Annotated in this window: 12 protein-coding genes and 2 tRNA genes; 9 read left to right on the plus strand and 5 right to left on the minus strand. The window is 37.8% G+C overall.

The genetic code is table 11. From position 1 onward, the window contains the following. Positions 1–24: 24 nt before the first annotated feature. Positions 25–100: transfer RNA gene (locus tag H5088_RS02755), tRNA-Thr, on the minus strand. A 71-nt stretch (positions 101–171) separates the two neighbouring features. Then, a tRNA-Phe gene (locus tag H5088_RS02760) sits at positions 172–247 on the minus strand. 331 nt (positions 248–578) lie between these two features. On the opposite strand from H5088_RS02760, the gene H5088_RS02765 reads away from it, so the two are divergent. After that, positions 579–3356, plus strand: coding sequence for a hybrid sensor histidine kinase/response regulator (locus H5088_RS02765; protein WP_182715612.1), 2778 nt, complete (start codon positions 579–581; stop codon positions 3354–3356). A gap of 48 nt (positions 3357–3404) precedes the next feature. Here H5088_RS02765 and H5088_RS02770 read toward each other — a convergent pair whose 3' ends face one another. Both H5088_RS02770 and mutY read right to left on the minus strand, forming a co-directional pair. Then, the gene (locus H5088_RS02770; protein WP_002962543.1) at positions 3405–3677 is read right to left on the minus strand and encodes an oxidative damage protection protein; all 273 of its coding nucleotides are present in this window, start codon (positions 3675–3677) and stop codon (positions 3405–3407) included. A gap of 35 nt (positions 3678–3712) precedes the next feature. After that, complete coding sequence (gene mutY, locus H5088_RS02775) at positions 3713–4774, minus strand: A/G-specific adenine glycosylase (protein ID WP_182752164.1); 1062 nt, start codon at positions 4772–4774, stop codon at positions 3713–3715. Between the two features lie 161 nt (positions 4775–4935). On the opposite strand from mutY, the gene trmB reads away from it, so the two are divergent. The 4 genes from trmB to arcA all read left to right on the plus strand — a co-directional run bounded on the left by trmB (position 4936) and on the right by arcA (position 9721). After that, positions 4936–5661, plus strand: coding sequence for a tRNA (guanosine(46)-N7)-methyltransferase TrmB (gene trmB / locus H5088_RS02780; RefSeq protein ID WP_007582957.1), 726 nt, complete (start codon positions 4936–4938; stop codon positions 5659–5661). Positions 5662–5723: 62 nt separating this feature from the next. Next, positions 5724–6749, plus strand: coding sequence for a 16S rRNA (guanine(1207)-N(2))-methyltransferase RsmC (rsmC, locus tag H5088_RS02785; protein ID WP_024605357.1), 1026 nt, complete (start codon positions 5724–5726; stop codon positions 6747–6749). 151 nt (positions 6750–6900) lie between these two features. Then, a complete protein-coding gene (locus tag H5088_RS02790) occupies positions 6901–8505 on the plus strand; it encodes a sensor histidine kinase (protein ID WP_182671521.1) in 1605 nt (534 codons plus the stop codon). Positions 8506–9004: 499 nt separating this feature from the next. Further along, positions 9005–9721 carry a two-component system response regulator ArcA gene (gene arcA, locus H5088_RS02795; protein WP_002962549.1) on the plus strand — a complete coding sequence of 239 codons (717 nt, stop codon included), beginning with the start codon at positions 9005–9007 and terminating at the stop codon, positions 9719–9721. Positions 9722–9737: 16 nt separating this feature from the next. On the opposite strand, the gene arcB is transcribed toward arcA, so the two are convergent. Further along, complete coding sequence (arcB, locus tag H5088_RS02800) at positions 9738–12056, minus strand: aerobic respiration two-component sensor histidine kinase ArcB (protein WP_182693561.1); 2319 nt, start codon at positions 12054–12056, stop codon at positions 9738–9740. Between the two features lie 231 nt (positions 12057–12287). Between arcB and folE2 the strand changes: the two genes are divergently transcribed. The 4 genes from folE2 (at position 12288) to H5088_RS02820 (ending at position 15695) form a co-directional block, all read left to right on the plus strand. Then, complete coding sequence (folE2, locus tag H5088_RS02805) at positions 12288–13208, plus strand: GTP cyclohydrolase FolE2 (protein ID WP_024597688.1); 921 nt, start codon at positions 12288–12290, stop codon at positions 13206–13208. A gap of 115 nt (positions 13209–13323) precedes the next feature. Continuing rightward, on the plus strand, positions 13324–13920 hold the full coding sequence (locus H5088_RS02810; RefSeq protein ID WP_002962552.1) for a DUF2726 domain-containing protein: 597 nt from the start codon (positions 13324–13326) through the stop codon (positions 13918–13920). Between the two features lie 122 nt (positions 13921–14042). Then, complete coding sequence (gene mtnN / locus H5088_RS02815; protein ID WP_024597687.1) at positions 14043–14750, plus strand: 5'-methylthioadenosine/S-adenosylhomocysteine nucleosidase; 708 nt, start codon at positions 14043–14045, stop codon at positions 14748–14750. After that, positions 14751–15695: a regulatory signaling modulator protein AmpE gene (locus tag H5088_RS02820; RefSeq protein ID WP_182752165.1), complete on the plus strand. Its 945-nt coding sequence runs from the start codon at positions 14751–14753 to the stop codon at positions 15693–15695. Positions 15696–15700: the final 5 nt, after the last annotated feature.

Raw genomic sequence — 15700 nt, forward strand, 5'->3', positions numbered from 1 at the left:
ACTTTACAATTAACTTTATATAAATGGTGCCGACTAACCGAGTCGAACGGTTGACCTACTGATTACAAGTCAGTTGCTCTACCAGCTGAGCTAAGTCGGCACACAAAACTGTGTGCTAAGGCACGCGTAATAATGTTTAAACTGTTGATTAAACACCACTACTTTAATAAATGGTGCCTCGACCCGGAATCGAACCAGGGACACGAGGATTTTCAATCCTCTGCTCTACCAACTGAGCTATCGAGGCACTTAAACAGTGCTAATTAAAAATCTTAAAGTATTTTTAATGCAATTCCCACTCATCTCTACCGACTGAGCTATCTGGGCGTGCGGCGTATTAAACGAGTTTTGCCCTTACAAGTCAACTTTTTTTTTATTCTTTATAACTGTTTGAACGGTTTTCAGACAACTCAGTGTATTTTTTATTAATAACGTTCATTTTTACCACAAATCGAACTATAAATATAAATAAATCAGACTAAAACCGTAGTGAATTATTTTTTGTAAATGTTACGATTAGCTTAGATACGTACGATAGGGACTTATCGTAGTAAAATCACATCAATTGGAAACAATCAATGCAGAGTAAATTTTCATCGCCAGTCAAAGGCTTATTACCTCTTTTTTTAATCATAAATATTGCAGTAACAGCGCTTGCTATTATTGCCCACTCATTTTATTCACAAACTGAAGTTAAGACAGCCCAACCTGCATCATCTGTTAATATTGTAACGCTTGCCGATAGATTAGACTTACCTATGGTTGATGCATTAACTATGTATGGTCAAGGTAAAGTAAGGCAGTTACTTGATTTAACGTCGTTATTAGATGATGACTTTGAATATACTCTATATCGCTTCAATGCTACATCAGATACTCAGTTGGTATATAGCAGCAGTAAACCTGCTATCGCTTCAATTAAAACTGAAAAGCATCTAGTAGAAGAAGGCATCCTACATCACTTACTGCTGTTAAACGATCAACCTATTGGCGAGCTTATTATTAAGCAAAACCTACCAACCGCTCCTTTAAGCGCTCAAAACTCTCAAGTTATTGCCTACATTATTGCGATAGCAAGCGTAGCTGCATTATTTATATTTACTTTAATGTTTAATATGTACATTAATAGTCGCTTACGAAAAAGTACTGACACTCTTACACAAGAGCTGCAGGCAATCACCGAAAATGCTAATTACAATAGTAGTGTTGATGAGCAGCTTGATATTGGTTTAGGTGTAGTGGCAAAAAACATTAACTTACTGCTACAAAAAGTACAGACTGCGATGAGTGAGAATGACGCCGCACAAAAAGAGCTTTATAAATTACAAAATGGCCTAGAAGCCGAAGTGCAAAATCGTACTATAGCACTTGAGCAAGCCACATTAAAAGCAGAGCGAGCAAGCGAAACCAAAACGACCTTTTTAGCCACAATGAGCCACGAAATAAGAACACCGATGAATGGTGTTATAGGCACTATTGATTTACTGCGCCAGACCGAGCTTGATGGCGCTCAACATCGTTTAAGTACAATTATTCGTGAATCAGCATTTTCTTTATTGAGCATTTTAGATGATATCTTAGATTTTTCTAAAATTGAGGCTGGAAAGCTAAATATTGACCCGATCCCATTTTCGGTAACCGATACCATTGAAGAAGTTGCTCGAGTGCTCTCATCAGTTGCTAAAAAACGTGAGCTTGATTTAGAACTAGCAATAGCACCAGATATTCCAGTCAACCTTACCGGTGATAGTGTGCGTGTACGTCAGGTGCTTTATAACCTATGTAGCAACGCAATTAAATTCACTAGCACTGATGAAAAAACCCAAGGCCATGTAAAAATATCAGTAGAGGTGGTTCATAATACGACTGATCACTTTACCTTACGCTTTTGCGTCACTGATAACGGTAAAGGCATGTCGCAGACGCAACTTCGCGAAATATTTAATCCATTTATTCAGGCCGAAAACTCAATTACCCGAGAATATGGTGGCACCGGTTTAGGTCTTTCTATTTGTAAAAGCTTAACTGAGCTTATGCTAGGTACTATTCATGTAACTAGTCATACCGGAATTGGCAGTGAGTTTACAGTAGAGCTGCCGTTTAGCACATCGGGTAAAATTAAGTACGCACATAAAGGTGCATTAAATGGTAAGCAAATTGTTGTAGTTAGTAATCACCTAGAACGTGAAAAAACAATGTACCGTTATTTATCGTTCATGGGCGCTAAAATAATTTATGCACACACAGAAGAAGAAATTGAAGAGCACCAGCATTCACAAGATATTATTTGGGTAGCTGATGGCATAGACAATATGGATAAAACTAATGCGCTGCTAAGACGTTTATTTTATTCATTAGAGGATTATAACCAACAAGTTGTTGTACTAAGTAAGCTTGATGAAGCAGCTATAAATCATAAAAACATTTTTTATATTAATGCCTCTCCTCTATGTAAATCTAACTTTATGCTTTCTATATTGGTGGCTGCAGGGTTACATACACCTAAGCAAATTAAAAAAACCAAAACACTTAATAACTATTTAAATGTTGAGCAGGCACGTAATTCAAACAAATTGGTTCTACTTGTTGAAGATAACCTTCTAAACCAACAAGTCCTCACCGATCAACTACATATACTGGGCTTTGGCGTTGAAATAGCTAACAACGGTGAAGAAGGTCTAGATATGTGGAGAAAAGGTGATTACTCACTTATTTTAACCGACTTACACATGCCTAAAATGTCGGGTTACGATATGGTCGAAAAAATCCGTAATGAAGCAGAGTTATTAGAATCGATTGATGCACAGCCTTACATTATTGCAGTAACAGCAAACGCACTTAAAGGCGAAAAAGAGCGCTGTTTAGCAGTAGGTATTAACGACTTCATTACCAAACCTATAGAGCTAAACGCGTTAGAAGAAACTCTAAAACGTTGGAGCGATAAACAAAGCCAAAACCCAAATGTAGTTATTCATCAAACTATGGCACTACCTATTGATATGGAAGCTGTTGCTAAATATGTAAACGGTGATAACGCTAAGCAAATTCGTTTTTTCAAAATGTATTTAGAACAAAGCCAAGGCTTAATTAAGAGTATTAATTCCGGCGTTATGGTTAACGATTTAAATGAGATTATTGAGGGGTGTCATCAATTAAAATCGATCTCCAAGACAATTGGTGCCCAAACGGTGGCAGAACTTTCAAGTGCATTTGAAGATAAATGTAAAGAAGGTGAACTCACAACCGATGAATTAATAGAGTTAAGAGATAAGCTGGAAATTGAATACTCTAAAGCTGCTCAATTTTTAAAGGAACAAATTAAAACATCTGAGCAAGAAGATGAGTTAAATGAATAAATAAACATAAAAAAAGGGCTTAATAGCCCTTTTTTTATGTTTAAAACATTACTTTTCAGGTGGTCGATAACCTTCAATTTCTACATCTTTATTTTCAAACAAAAAGCCAACCATTTGCTCTTCTAAAAATGTGCGGTGTTCTGGGTCCATCATATTTAAATGCTTTTCGTTAATAAGCATTGTTTGTTTATGTTGCCACTGAGCCCACGCTTCTTTAGAGATGTTATTAAAAATCTTTTCACCAATTTCACCAGGGTATAACTGAAAGCCAAGCCCTTCGGCTTCTTTTTGTAACTTTTGACAAAATACTGTACGTGCCATGATTGATTCTCTCTAACGCTAAATATGGGGCTATTCTATACTATTGCTGTAATTTTTTTAACCAACTTTTTAGTTGGTGCTGCTAGGCCAACCTCTATTGATTGATCAAGCGGATACCAGATTAATTGCTTATCGTTTACCACATCAGGAGTTTTCTTAACATTGAGCACATGCGGGTTAATCCTCAGCTCAAAATGTGAAAACACATGAATAAACGCTTCAAGCTCTACTAAGTCGGCTTCTAGGCCTTGCTGAGCTAAAAACATTTGAAGCTCTTCGTACTCATTAAATTCAAAAAAGCCAAACAATCCGCCCCAAATACCGCTGTTAGGACGTTTTTCCATAAGCACTTTATCACCACACTGAATAATTAACTGATGACAACTCTTTTTAGGAACTGCTTTTTTAGGTTTTGAATGTGGAAACTCTTTTACTTTACCTGTATTAAAAGCACCACAGCCTGAGTTTAATGGGCAAGCCTCGCAATCAAACCGGCTGCGTGAGCAAACGCTAGACCCTAAATCCATCATAGCTTGATTAAACTCAGTAACATTATCTTTAGGCGTTAACTGCTCTGATAAATGCCAAAGCTGGTTTTCGACTTTTTTAACGCCGTACCAGCCCTCAATCATAAAATAGCGCGCTAAAACTCGCTTCACGTTCCCATCTAAAATAGGGTGATGCTGCCCAAGCGACAATGATAAAACAGCCCCTGCAGTAGAGCGCCCTATTCCAGGTAAATCCATTACTTCATTGAGTGTTTTCGGAAACTCACCTTGGTATTTGTCACGCACTATTTTAGCTGTTTTGTGTAAGTTACGCGCACGAGCGTAATACCCTAAGCCGGTCCAGTGATGCAGTACTAAGTCTTCATCCGCATCAGCTAAAGCGATAATATCTGGAAAGCTTTGCATAAACTTTTCAAAGTATGGAATAACAGTAATAACTTGGGTTTGCTGCAGCATCACTTCAGACACCCACACTTTATAAGGTGTTTTACCTAGCTGCCACGGGAGTGTTTTACGCCCATGAAGGTGATACCAATCAACAACTTGATTAGAAAACCAGTGTGACTGTTCTTTATTTAAATCCAACATTTTTAACTTTTACTGATGCCCAATGGCGGCTCAGTCTATTGCAGTTAACAAAAAGATCAAGCTATACGGGGTGTAAAACCAGCTAATACTTGTGATTGCGGCCTCGGTCAGGGATAATATGCAACCATTTTTAAACACATTGTTTTTGTCAGGCCAATAATATGAGTGAATCAAGCAACACTAACCTTGAGCAAGCTAAGCAAGAAGGTAAATACATCCGCACCATTCGCAGTTTTGTAAAACGCGAAGGTCGATTAACCAAAGGCCAAGCCGCTGCAATCGAAAAATGCTGGCCAACAATGGGCCTAGAGCATAAAAACGGTATGCTTGATTTAAGCGAAGTTTTTGGCAACAACAACGATGTAGTAGTAGAAATTGGTTTTGGTATGGGTAAGTCGCTTGTCGAAATGGCAACAAATGCCCCTCACCTAAACTTTATCGGTATTGAAGTACACCGCCCAGGCGTTGGTGCTTGTTTAATGGATGCCGATGAAGCAGGCATTACCAACTTACGTATTTTTGAACACGATGCAGTTGAAGTACTTGCAGATTGCATACCTAATGAAAGCTTAACAACACTACAACTATTTTTCCCTGACCCTTGGCATAAAAAGCGTCACCACAAACGCCGTATTGTACAAACTGAGTTTGTTGAAAAGCTAAGAGCCCAACTTAAAATGGGTGGCGTTTTTCATATGGCAACAGACTGGGAAAACTATGCAGAGCACATGCTCGAAGTAATGAACGTAGCTCCTGGTTTCAAAAACCAATCAGAAACAAATGATTATGTTCCACGTCCAGATTTACGCCCGCTTACTAAGTTTGAGCAGCGCGGACATCGCCTAGGTCATGGCGTGTGGGATTTAATGTTTGAGCGCACAGAATAATTAAATTTAATTACTCACTTTTACTTTTATAAAACTAAATATACTGTAAGGCAAAGCCATTTATGAGCGTACTAACCAACCCAAGTTTACTGTTACTTCGTAATAGCGAGGCACTAACGGGAAAATCTATCTTGGTGGTCAACTTTGTTCAAGATGGCTTTTTAACAGAGCTTAAAAGACTTAATCCGCAAAGCAAAGTAACTGCGTTTAGCTACAACCATGCTAACGGAGAGTTTGCTAAAAACACCAAAGATGTTGATGTTCATGTAAGCCACACAATACCTGGTAACGACTACGATTTAGTTATTCTTTACTACCCTAAATCAAAACCAGAGTTATTAATGGCACTTGATAATATTCGATCTGCTATTACTGATGATGCCGAACTATTAGTAGTAGGTGAAAACAAAAGTGGTGTTAAGTCAATTGAAAAGCAATTAGCTGGTAAAGCTGAGTTTAGTAACAAGATTGATTCAGCTAAGCACTGCGTTCTTTACTCATTTGCTGAAATTTCTAAGCACCCTCACTTTGATATTACGACTTACCATAAAAAGTTTGTTGTTAATGTTGCCGACACTGAATTTACAGCTATTAGTGTTCCTGGGGTGTTTAATCACGGTAGTTTAGATATAGGAACGAAAGTTCTACTGGAAAACGCACCGACAATTAAGCAAGGCAAAGTTCTCGACTTTGGTTGTGGCGCTGGTTTAATAGCAACTTTTTTAGGGCTTCATAATCCAGCACTTGAGTTTGTGTGTAGTGATGTAAGTGCGCTGGCAACTTATGCAACACAGCAAACCCTAAAGCTTAACAACATCAATGGTGAGGCTATATTAAGTGACGGCCTTAAAAGCATTAATGGCAAGTTTGATTTAATTATTAGCAATCCACCTTTTCATACTGGTATTGCAACCGACTACACAGTAGCAGAAACATTTTTAGCTAATGCAAAACAGCATTTAACTAAATTAGGGAAGCTAAATATTGTTGCTAACAGCTTTTTAAAGTACCCGCCTATTTTAGAAACTCAGTTTGAAAGCTATCAAACTGTATTTAAGAACAATAAATTTGCTGTTTATAGCAGCTAATTTAAATTTGTAAAATGATTGAGCACAAACGTGCTCAAGCTAACTTTCGAATAAATATAAGAATTAATTTAGTTTTTTTCCTTCATTTTTCCACGTCTTTGCTAAACTAAAACTCTAAATAATTAAAATTAACTCAGGCGATAATGAAATAATGCCTAAAAAAGTTCATCAAAGTAGCATTCGAAAAGCACTCATTAATTTGATCATGCTTATTACAGCTATTTGCTTATCGTTATCTATTTCTATCTCTACGTATTTAAGCGTGAAAGAACAAAAGCAATTAATAGTTAATAAGCTTGTTATTCTTTCTGAAATTGTAGCTTTTGATGCTGGGCAATCGGTAATTGAAGATGATCGTAAAACAGAAGAAAAACGCCTCAAGTCATTTGAAAAGATCCCTCTTGTAAAAAACATACATATTTACTCAATAGAAAAAGCATCCCAAAAGCCTGTTTTCTTTATTAGCTTTAATGCTAAAAAAACACCTCCTGTGCCACTGAGAATAGACAGTGTAGAAGAGCTAAAAACACCACGAATTACGAGTGACCATATTGAGCTAACCCGCCCTATTTACGATAACGAACAAGTAGTAGGTTATGTGTATATGCGAGGAAGCCTCGAGAGTTTAGAGGTTTATATTGAGAGAAAAATATTAATAGACGTGTTATTAACATTATTAATTCTGGCTGTTGTTTACTTTATTGCTATTAAAGTTCAACGACGTATAGCTAAGCCAATAGAGCAATTAAGCATGTTATTGCAGGATGTGTCTAAAAATCATAACTACGATGCACGCGCACCAGTAACTGATGTAAAAGAAATAAGTGCTCTTTCAAATAGTTTAAATATCATGCTTACGCGTACAAAAAAACAACTTGAACGCCACGAAAAAGATAAGCAAGAAATCAAACAACTAAACCTAAGCCTTGAAGAAAAAGTAAACCAACGAACAATCGCCCTTAGAGAGGCAAATCAAGAGCTTTTATCAACTCTTGAGCGGATGCATCAATACCAAACACAAATTGTTGAAAACGAAAAAATGGCATCTTTAGGGCAAATGGTTGCAGGTGTTGCCCATGAAGTTAACACACCAATAGGGCTAGGTATTACCGGTTCTACGTTACTTAGAGATAAACTAGCAGACATACAGCAAAGCTTTGATGACAAAAAACTAACCTCAAGCCATCTAAAACGCTTTATAGATGAAGGTATTGAAAACTTAGATTTAATTTACCGCAACTTAAATCGTGCAGCTGACCTTATATCTAACTTTAAAAAGGTAGCGGTTATTCAAGATGACGGTGTAAATACCTATATTAATGTGCACAAATTAATAAGTGATGTTTTAACGTCGATTCAATCTGAATTATTGCCCAAAAAGCCTGTTGTAACTATTAACTGTCCGACCGACTTGGCTATTCATAGTAAGTCTGAACCTCTACAACAAGTTTTTCAGCAGTTACTTATGAACTCTGTAATTCATGGATTTATAGGTAAAGAAAACAATGAAATTCGCTTTGACGTAGAACTCGTCGGGAAAAAATTAACAATCGTTTATTCTGACAATGGTCAGGGCGTTGACAAAAACATTAAAAATAGAATTTTTGACCCATTTGTAACTTCAAAGCGCGGGCAAGGCGCAAGTGGCTTAGGCATGCACTTAGTTTATAACCTAGTAACACAAGCACTTGGCGGAAGAGTGATGTTTGATCTTGAAGAAAAACGCGGTGCTCGCTTTATAATTACTATTCCTTAAATAAAGATCATTAAAAAGTGCATATATTTAAAATTTATCCTTGAATTAGCATTTAATGACCTCATTAATGAGGCATGTGATAAGTGCGTAACATTATTTAATTGCTTTAAATAAATATTACCAAGCGATTTATGAACTTTTTTATCTTTGCTGTATCACATACATTGATGAAAGGTTAAAAGGTTAAAAAGTGATATAGTTTTGCTTTGAATTAGTCTGATTATTTTAAGTACCTTGTTTAATTGAATGATATGTCAATTATCAAAGGAAAATGGCTTCGACTTTATGATTCAAATAGCTACATCCATGTATATATCAATTAAACAGTAGTTTTTGCACTGCCCTTTTTTAGTAGACTTTGGACACCCTACTGTTTTATTTTTATCCAATTTGTTTTTTCCTTGTTAACAAATGGGTATAATCCTATAATCTCTAGTAATCGGTTATAAATTAGTCACCGATTTTTTATAAATAATATATTCCAAAAGGTTAATTAATAATGCAAACGCCAGTCATTCTAATCGTAGAAGATGAAGACGTAACTCGACTGAACCTAGTTAGTTTATTTGAAGCTGAAGGGTACAAAGTTATTGAAGCCATTGATGGCGATGATATGCATGACAAGCTTACAAATAACGATGACGTTAATCTTGTAGTTATGGATATCAACCTTCCTGGTAAAAACGGTCTTATTTTAGCCCGTGAATTACGCCAAAAGCGTAAAGTAGGTCTTATATTCCTAACTGGTCGTGACAACGATGTTGACCGTATTTTAGGTCTTGAAATTGGCGCAGATGACTACGTCACTAAACCGTTCAACCCGCGTGAATTAACTATCAGAGCTCGCAACCTTATTACTCGTACTGCCTTAGGTGGCGAAGAGTCAGCACTAGAAACAAATGGTGTTATTACGTTTAATGGTTGGGAACTTGATGAAAACAGCCGTTGCCTTACTTCTCCAAATGGCGACGCTAAACGTTTACCTAAAGGTGAGTACAGAGCACTTCGTTTAATGCTTGATTCTCCAGGTCGCATTTTCAGCCGTGAGCAATTAATTAAGCATATGACAGGCCGTGAGCTTCGCGCAAATGACCGTACTGTTGACGTTACTATTCGTCGCATTCGTAAGCATTTTGAAAGTGATAACTCAACGTCTGAGTTAATCAGCACCATCCATGGTGAAGGTTACCGTTTCATTGGTAAAATTGACGCTTAATTAGAGCTAATTAGTTTCACTCTAATTGCTGTAAAAATAAATGAAGGGCTTTTTGTCCTTCATTTATTTTATCTGCCAAAATATCTAACCACTGCTTTAACACCTCATCAGATTCATCAATCGCACCATGTTCCATTATTTTGGCATGAAGCTGCACATCATTAAGACCTACTGAGCCAGCCGCCCCTTTGAGTTTATGCGCTACTGATTCATACTCTTCTCTATCACTAGTATTTAATGAAGTAAGTAACTCTTGCTGATATTGTGGACTTAGCTTTTCGAATAGCTGACTACTGCGTCTAAACACAACTAAGCCCATTGAATTGACAAAGTCTTCTATTGTTTCTATATCTAATAAGTGTGCATCAATGCCTTTAAGGGCTTCTTCACTTACTTTTAACAGTGGCTCTGTGCATTCACTTTGCTTAATTCCAAATAAATCAGCCAGCATTTTATCAAGCTTCACTGTGTTAATTGGTTTAGCAAGCGCCCCTTGTATTGATATACCTTCAAGCTCTTCTTCAGCACTACGAACATTGGCCGTAAGTGCCACAATAGGTAGTTTATCAAAATGACTATCTGAGCGTATTTGCTTGGCAACTACGTCACCATTTATATCAGGCAATTGCATATCAAGTAATACTAAATCTAAGTCATCTTCGGTTTCGACAAACGAGAGTGCATCTTCACCGGTTTCAGCCCACAACACTTCATGCCCGCGTTGCTCTAATAAGTTTGTAGCAATTTCGGCGTTAAGAGGTACATCTTCTACTAGTAAAATATACAAACCACGACCAACATAACTTTGCTCTGTTGGTGCTACACATAGACTAAGCGGTATTTGAACTGTAAAGCAACTTCCTTCGCCCTCAGTACTATTTACTGTAATTATCCCTTTCATCGCACTTACAAGTGCCTTAGTTACAGCCAAACCAATACCGGAACCTATTGCGTTAGTCCCTTTTAAATCTGGCGCTTTGTAATACATATCAAATATATGAGCAAGCTGCTCTGGCGGAATACCTTGGCCGGTATCCGATACTTTCATAACTAACCATGGGCCTTCAACTCTGTTTTCTCGGCTACATTCAAGTGTTACCTTTCCTTGCTGTGTAAACTTAACGGCATTATTAATTAAGTTCCAAACAACTTGGCGTAAGCGAGTTGGGTCGAGCTGTGCGTAAATATCCAGCACCCCATTGCGCTTAATATCAAACTCTAGCTCTTTTTGCTCCGCGATTAAGCCCGCAAAGTTAACAACGTCATTTATAAAGTCTGATACGTTAATAGAGTTGGTCACTATATCGAGCTGATCTCTATCTATTTTGTCTAAATCAATAATATCGTTAAAAATATTGCCGAGCGTTTCAGCACTCGAAAATATAGTATTACCCCAACTACGCTGCTGTTTGTTTAAGTCAGTATCAAGCAGCATTCGTGTTAAACCAACAATACCATTGAGCGGTGTACGTAGTTCATGGCTTAATGTGGCAATAAACTTACCTTTGTCTTTATAGGCCGTTTCGAGCGCTTGAGCGGCCTCCTTACGACTTGTGATATCACGACCAAAGCCCAGTAGACCAATGTAATCACCTTCATCATTTATAAAAGGTAATTTACGCAGCTCAAACCAACGCGTTTCGCCATTTACCTCATAACCCACATCAATGGTTAGTGCTTTATGGCTTTGCTCTACTTCTTTATCGGTTTTCAAAACTTCAGATAAAAAGTGACTCGGGAATATCTGCTCCACCGTTTTGCCAATTAGTTCGCTACTTGATTTACCCATTACTTCTTCAAACATTTTATTACAACCGGCAAACACGCCATTGTTATCGCGGTAATAAAATAAATCAGGAGATGAATCAACTATTGAGCGCTGCAGCATGCTTTGTTGAGCAAGTTCTTGTTGTGTTTTTTTACGCTCAGCAATTTCTCGTCGTAGTTCTTCGATAGCGCGGTGCTTGGCATGAAATGCCATTTTACGCTCATCAATTTCGATGTTTAGACGGTTAATGTTATCTTTTAGGGTTTGATTTAAAAGCTTTTCTTGCTTGGTGGCGCTGTCTAAATAAGCATATGAGGCATCTAGTTGTCGAATTGAATTAAGCAACACACTTATAATTAAAGGAGAAACCACAGCCGTAAAAAATACCACGGCTAAAATATCAACCAGGTGTAATTCGCCTATCGCCACATAATAAAACATGCTCGATAAAATAAGAGATACAGTTAAAAATAAAGTGTAACAAATAGCAGCGGTTTTAAATTCACCAAATCGCGTTATTGAGCTGGAAAGTACCCGAGCCCAAGGGCTCAAAGAATAATCGGTCATACGTAATTTTATCTCTTAGCTGTGTACTTAATATAAAGAAGGCAATGCGTATGTATAAACATACCATTTTCCCAGATTTTAGCATTTTTCTCCTACCACTACTCACGTTGTGCGATAAAAACAGAATTTTTCATGTTTGATTTAGCTCATCTATTAAACTCATCATTTCAGCAATAAATTATTTAGTGTAAAATGCCCCGCTTTATTATCCCCAAAATACGAGTAGCGCACATGCAAACCAATATGCCAGATATAGCAGACACTGCACCCGCTTTACAAACAGGTAAATTAGACTGGGTTGGCATGGGCGAAATAGAACTGCCATTTATTTTTGAATCCCGAGACTTATCTCCAGTTACAGTAAACGCCAAAGCTCGTGCATTTGTAAATTTACATAAAGAAGATGCCAAAGGCATTCATATGTCACGTCTATTTTTGGCACTTGATCTGCTTTCAACCGAGCAGCAAGTCAATCCGCAAACAATAGCGCAGGCACTCGATACCTTTATAACTAGCCACGAAGGGCTGAGCAATAAAGCACAAATTGAATTTAAATTTGAATTACCGCTACGCCGTAAGTCACTATTAAGTGGCAAAGCGGGCTGGAAAAGCTACCCAGTTGTACTTACCAGTACAATTGAAAATAACGTTATTAGCTACGAGCTAACCGTAGATGTTACTTATTCTTCAACGTGCCCATGCTCTGCTGCACTTGCGCGCCAGCTTATACAAAACGCGTTTAACGAAAAGTTTAACCAAGAAACGTTGAGCCAAAAAGATGTGCACGAATGGCTAGGCACTACACAAGGTATTGTAGCGACTCCCCACTCGCAGCGCTCTATTGCCAACGTAAAAGTAAAGCTTGATAGCAACATTCAAGAATTTGACGTAGTTACGCTAATTAACACTCTTGAAGCTGAGCTTAAAACACCAGTACAAGCAGCAGTAAAACGTGAAGATGAGCAAGAATTTGCCCGTTTGAATGGTCAAAACCTTATGTTTTGTGAAGATGCAGCGCGTAAAATTAAAGCATTGCTAGAGGCAAACCATTACAGTGATTATTGGCTGCAAATAAACCACTATGAGTCACTGCATGCACACGATGCTGTAGCTATTGCAGTAAAAGGTATTAAAGGAGGCTACAAAGCTTAATCGCTGTGTAGCTATTGCTTGTAAACCAGCCGGTAATTATTTTATAACCCATACTTTTTAGGCACGTAAATTGCTTTGTTTGAGCAGTGTCAATTTGTTGTTATGGAGTTACCGTATGGAATTCGCTTTATTATTAATCCTAGTATTAGTTGTCGGGGCCTCTGTTGTTGCGTCAAAATTTAATGACGATGGCGGAAACCCGTATCCTTTTACTCGCAAGCAAACTGTTTTTACGCAGGTTGAAGGCGCTTTTTTAAATCTTCTAGAGCGTGCTGTTGGCGATCAATATAAAATTGTTAGTCGCGTTAAGTTAATCGACGTTATTGACTGTAAGCAAGGCCTTTCAGTAAAGTCTAAACGTGCTGCTTTAGCTAAAGCTAAAAATAAGCAACTCGACTTTGTATTAATCGATAAAGAAAAACTAACAATCATTGCTGCTGTTGACCTAGTTAACAATGCCAACAAAGATGGCCACAAAGCTCAACGCGACTGGTTTGTAAACGGTGCACTAGAGTCTGCGGGCATTCCACATATTCGTATGAAAGTTAAATCGGGCTACCGCCCTTCTGAAGTACGCGATGCAATTATGTTTAAACTTGGTAAGCCTGCAGCAACACAAACTCAGCGCCCTGTTCGTAACCGCTCACATAAGCCAGCGGTACTTTCACCTTCTCAGGCTAAAGCGCAAACCACCGCGTTAGCTGAAATTTAAAAAACGAATTAAATACTCTCCTAAAAAGTATTTAAAGCGAGCTCATAAACAAGCTCGCTTTTTTGTTTTTTATTGCTAACTTCACGTATAATCAAGTGATTCAAACTCAGGAATTAAACTTTATGAATGTTGGTATTATTGGCGCAATGGAGCCAGAAGTTAAAATTTTACGTGAAGCTATGCAAAACCCACAAATTTTAACTAAAGCAGGTTTCACTTTTTATACTGGCGAGTTGGCTGGTAACACGGTGACACTTGTTCAATCTGGTATTGGTAAAGTCGCATCAACTATTGCAACTACCTTACTGATCGATAACTTCAAACCTGATTGCATAATTAACACAGGCTCAGCCGGTGGATTCGATCCTTCTCTTAGTGTAGGCGATGTAGTAATTTCGTCAGAAGTACGTCACCACGATGTAGACGTAACTGCTTTTGGCTACGAAATTGGCCAAGTACCACAAATGCCGGCAGGCTTTGCAGCACACCCTAAATTAGTTGAAGCAGCACAGCAAACTATCGAACAAATCAGTGATGTTAAAACACTCGTTGGCTTAATTTGTACTGGTGACACATTTATGTGTGACCCTATACGCATTGATAAAGCACGTAGTGATTTTCCTACAATGCTTGCTGTTGAAATGGAAGGCGCTTCAATTGCACAAACGTGTTTTACGCTAAACACACCATTTGTTGTAATTCGCTCAATGTCTGATATTGCTGGTAAAGAGTCACCACAATCATTTGAAGAATACCTAGAAACAGCATCAATCAACTCATCTAAAATGGTTGTTGCACTTTTAGAAAAGCTTACAGCAGTATCTCTGTAAATGCTTAGCAATATTGTTCAAAATCACTTGGACTTTATTGCCTTTATACTAGCGCTCCTTGCTGAGCGCTTTATTCCCCTTATTAGCTGGTATCATCCTAATACGGCGTTAAATGCTGTTTTTAGTGCTATTGGCAAACGTATATACAAAAGCAAAGAACCTAAAAGCTATCAATATTTGGCAGCTATCCTCGCAAGCTCACTTATTTTAAGTGTTATTCTCATTATTGTAGTGTTACTACTCGAGTTTGCTTTTTATCCTGAATTACTCGCTGGCCTTATTTTATATTTATGCCTAGAAAGTAAGAACATTGATAAAAAAGCACTTCGCATTGCAAAGCTAACTAAACAAAATCAAAAATCCACAGCACGCGAATTACTAAAACCACTGCTTGCCCGTGAAGTTAATAGACTTTCATCTGCTGGTATTATCAAAGCATTAATTGAGAGCTTAATACTGCGCACCGCTCGATACTATTTCGTAGTCATATTTATATTTTTAGCATTTGGTCCTATTGCTGCCCTTGCCTATCGGTTACTTACCTTAATACAACAAGCCTGGCGTAGTGATATCCCCCCAAATAGTTACTTTTTAAAGCCGCTTAAAACACTCTTGTTTATTATTGAATATATTCCCATGCGCTTACTCGCTTTAACTATTGCAGCAAGTCGAGCAAGCAAACAAAGCATGCATTATATAAAGCATTATGGCAGGCATTTTTATCAAACAAATACAGGCTGGCTCTTAAGCACATGTTCTGCATCACTTGGCGTGCAGCTGGGCGGGCCTGCAGTTTATTTAGGTACTCGCTTTAATAAAATGCGTATTGGCACTGATAGACTACCTACACCCGAGGATGTACCTGTAATAATTAATAGGTTAAATCAGGCGCGTGTATTTTGGTTGCTAGTGATAGCCAGCATTGAAATATTAAAATTGATTTAAAGGGC

It is taken from the genome of Pseudoalteromonas sp. SR43-3, from assembly GCF_014163875.1.
GTDB lineage: Bacteria > Pseudomonadota > Gammaproteobacteria > Enterobacterales > Alteromonadaceae > Pseudoalteromonas > Pseudoalteromonas distincta.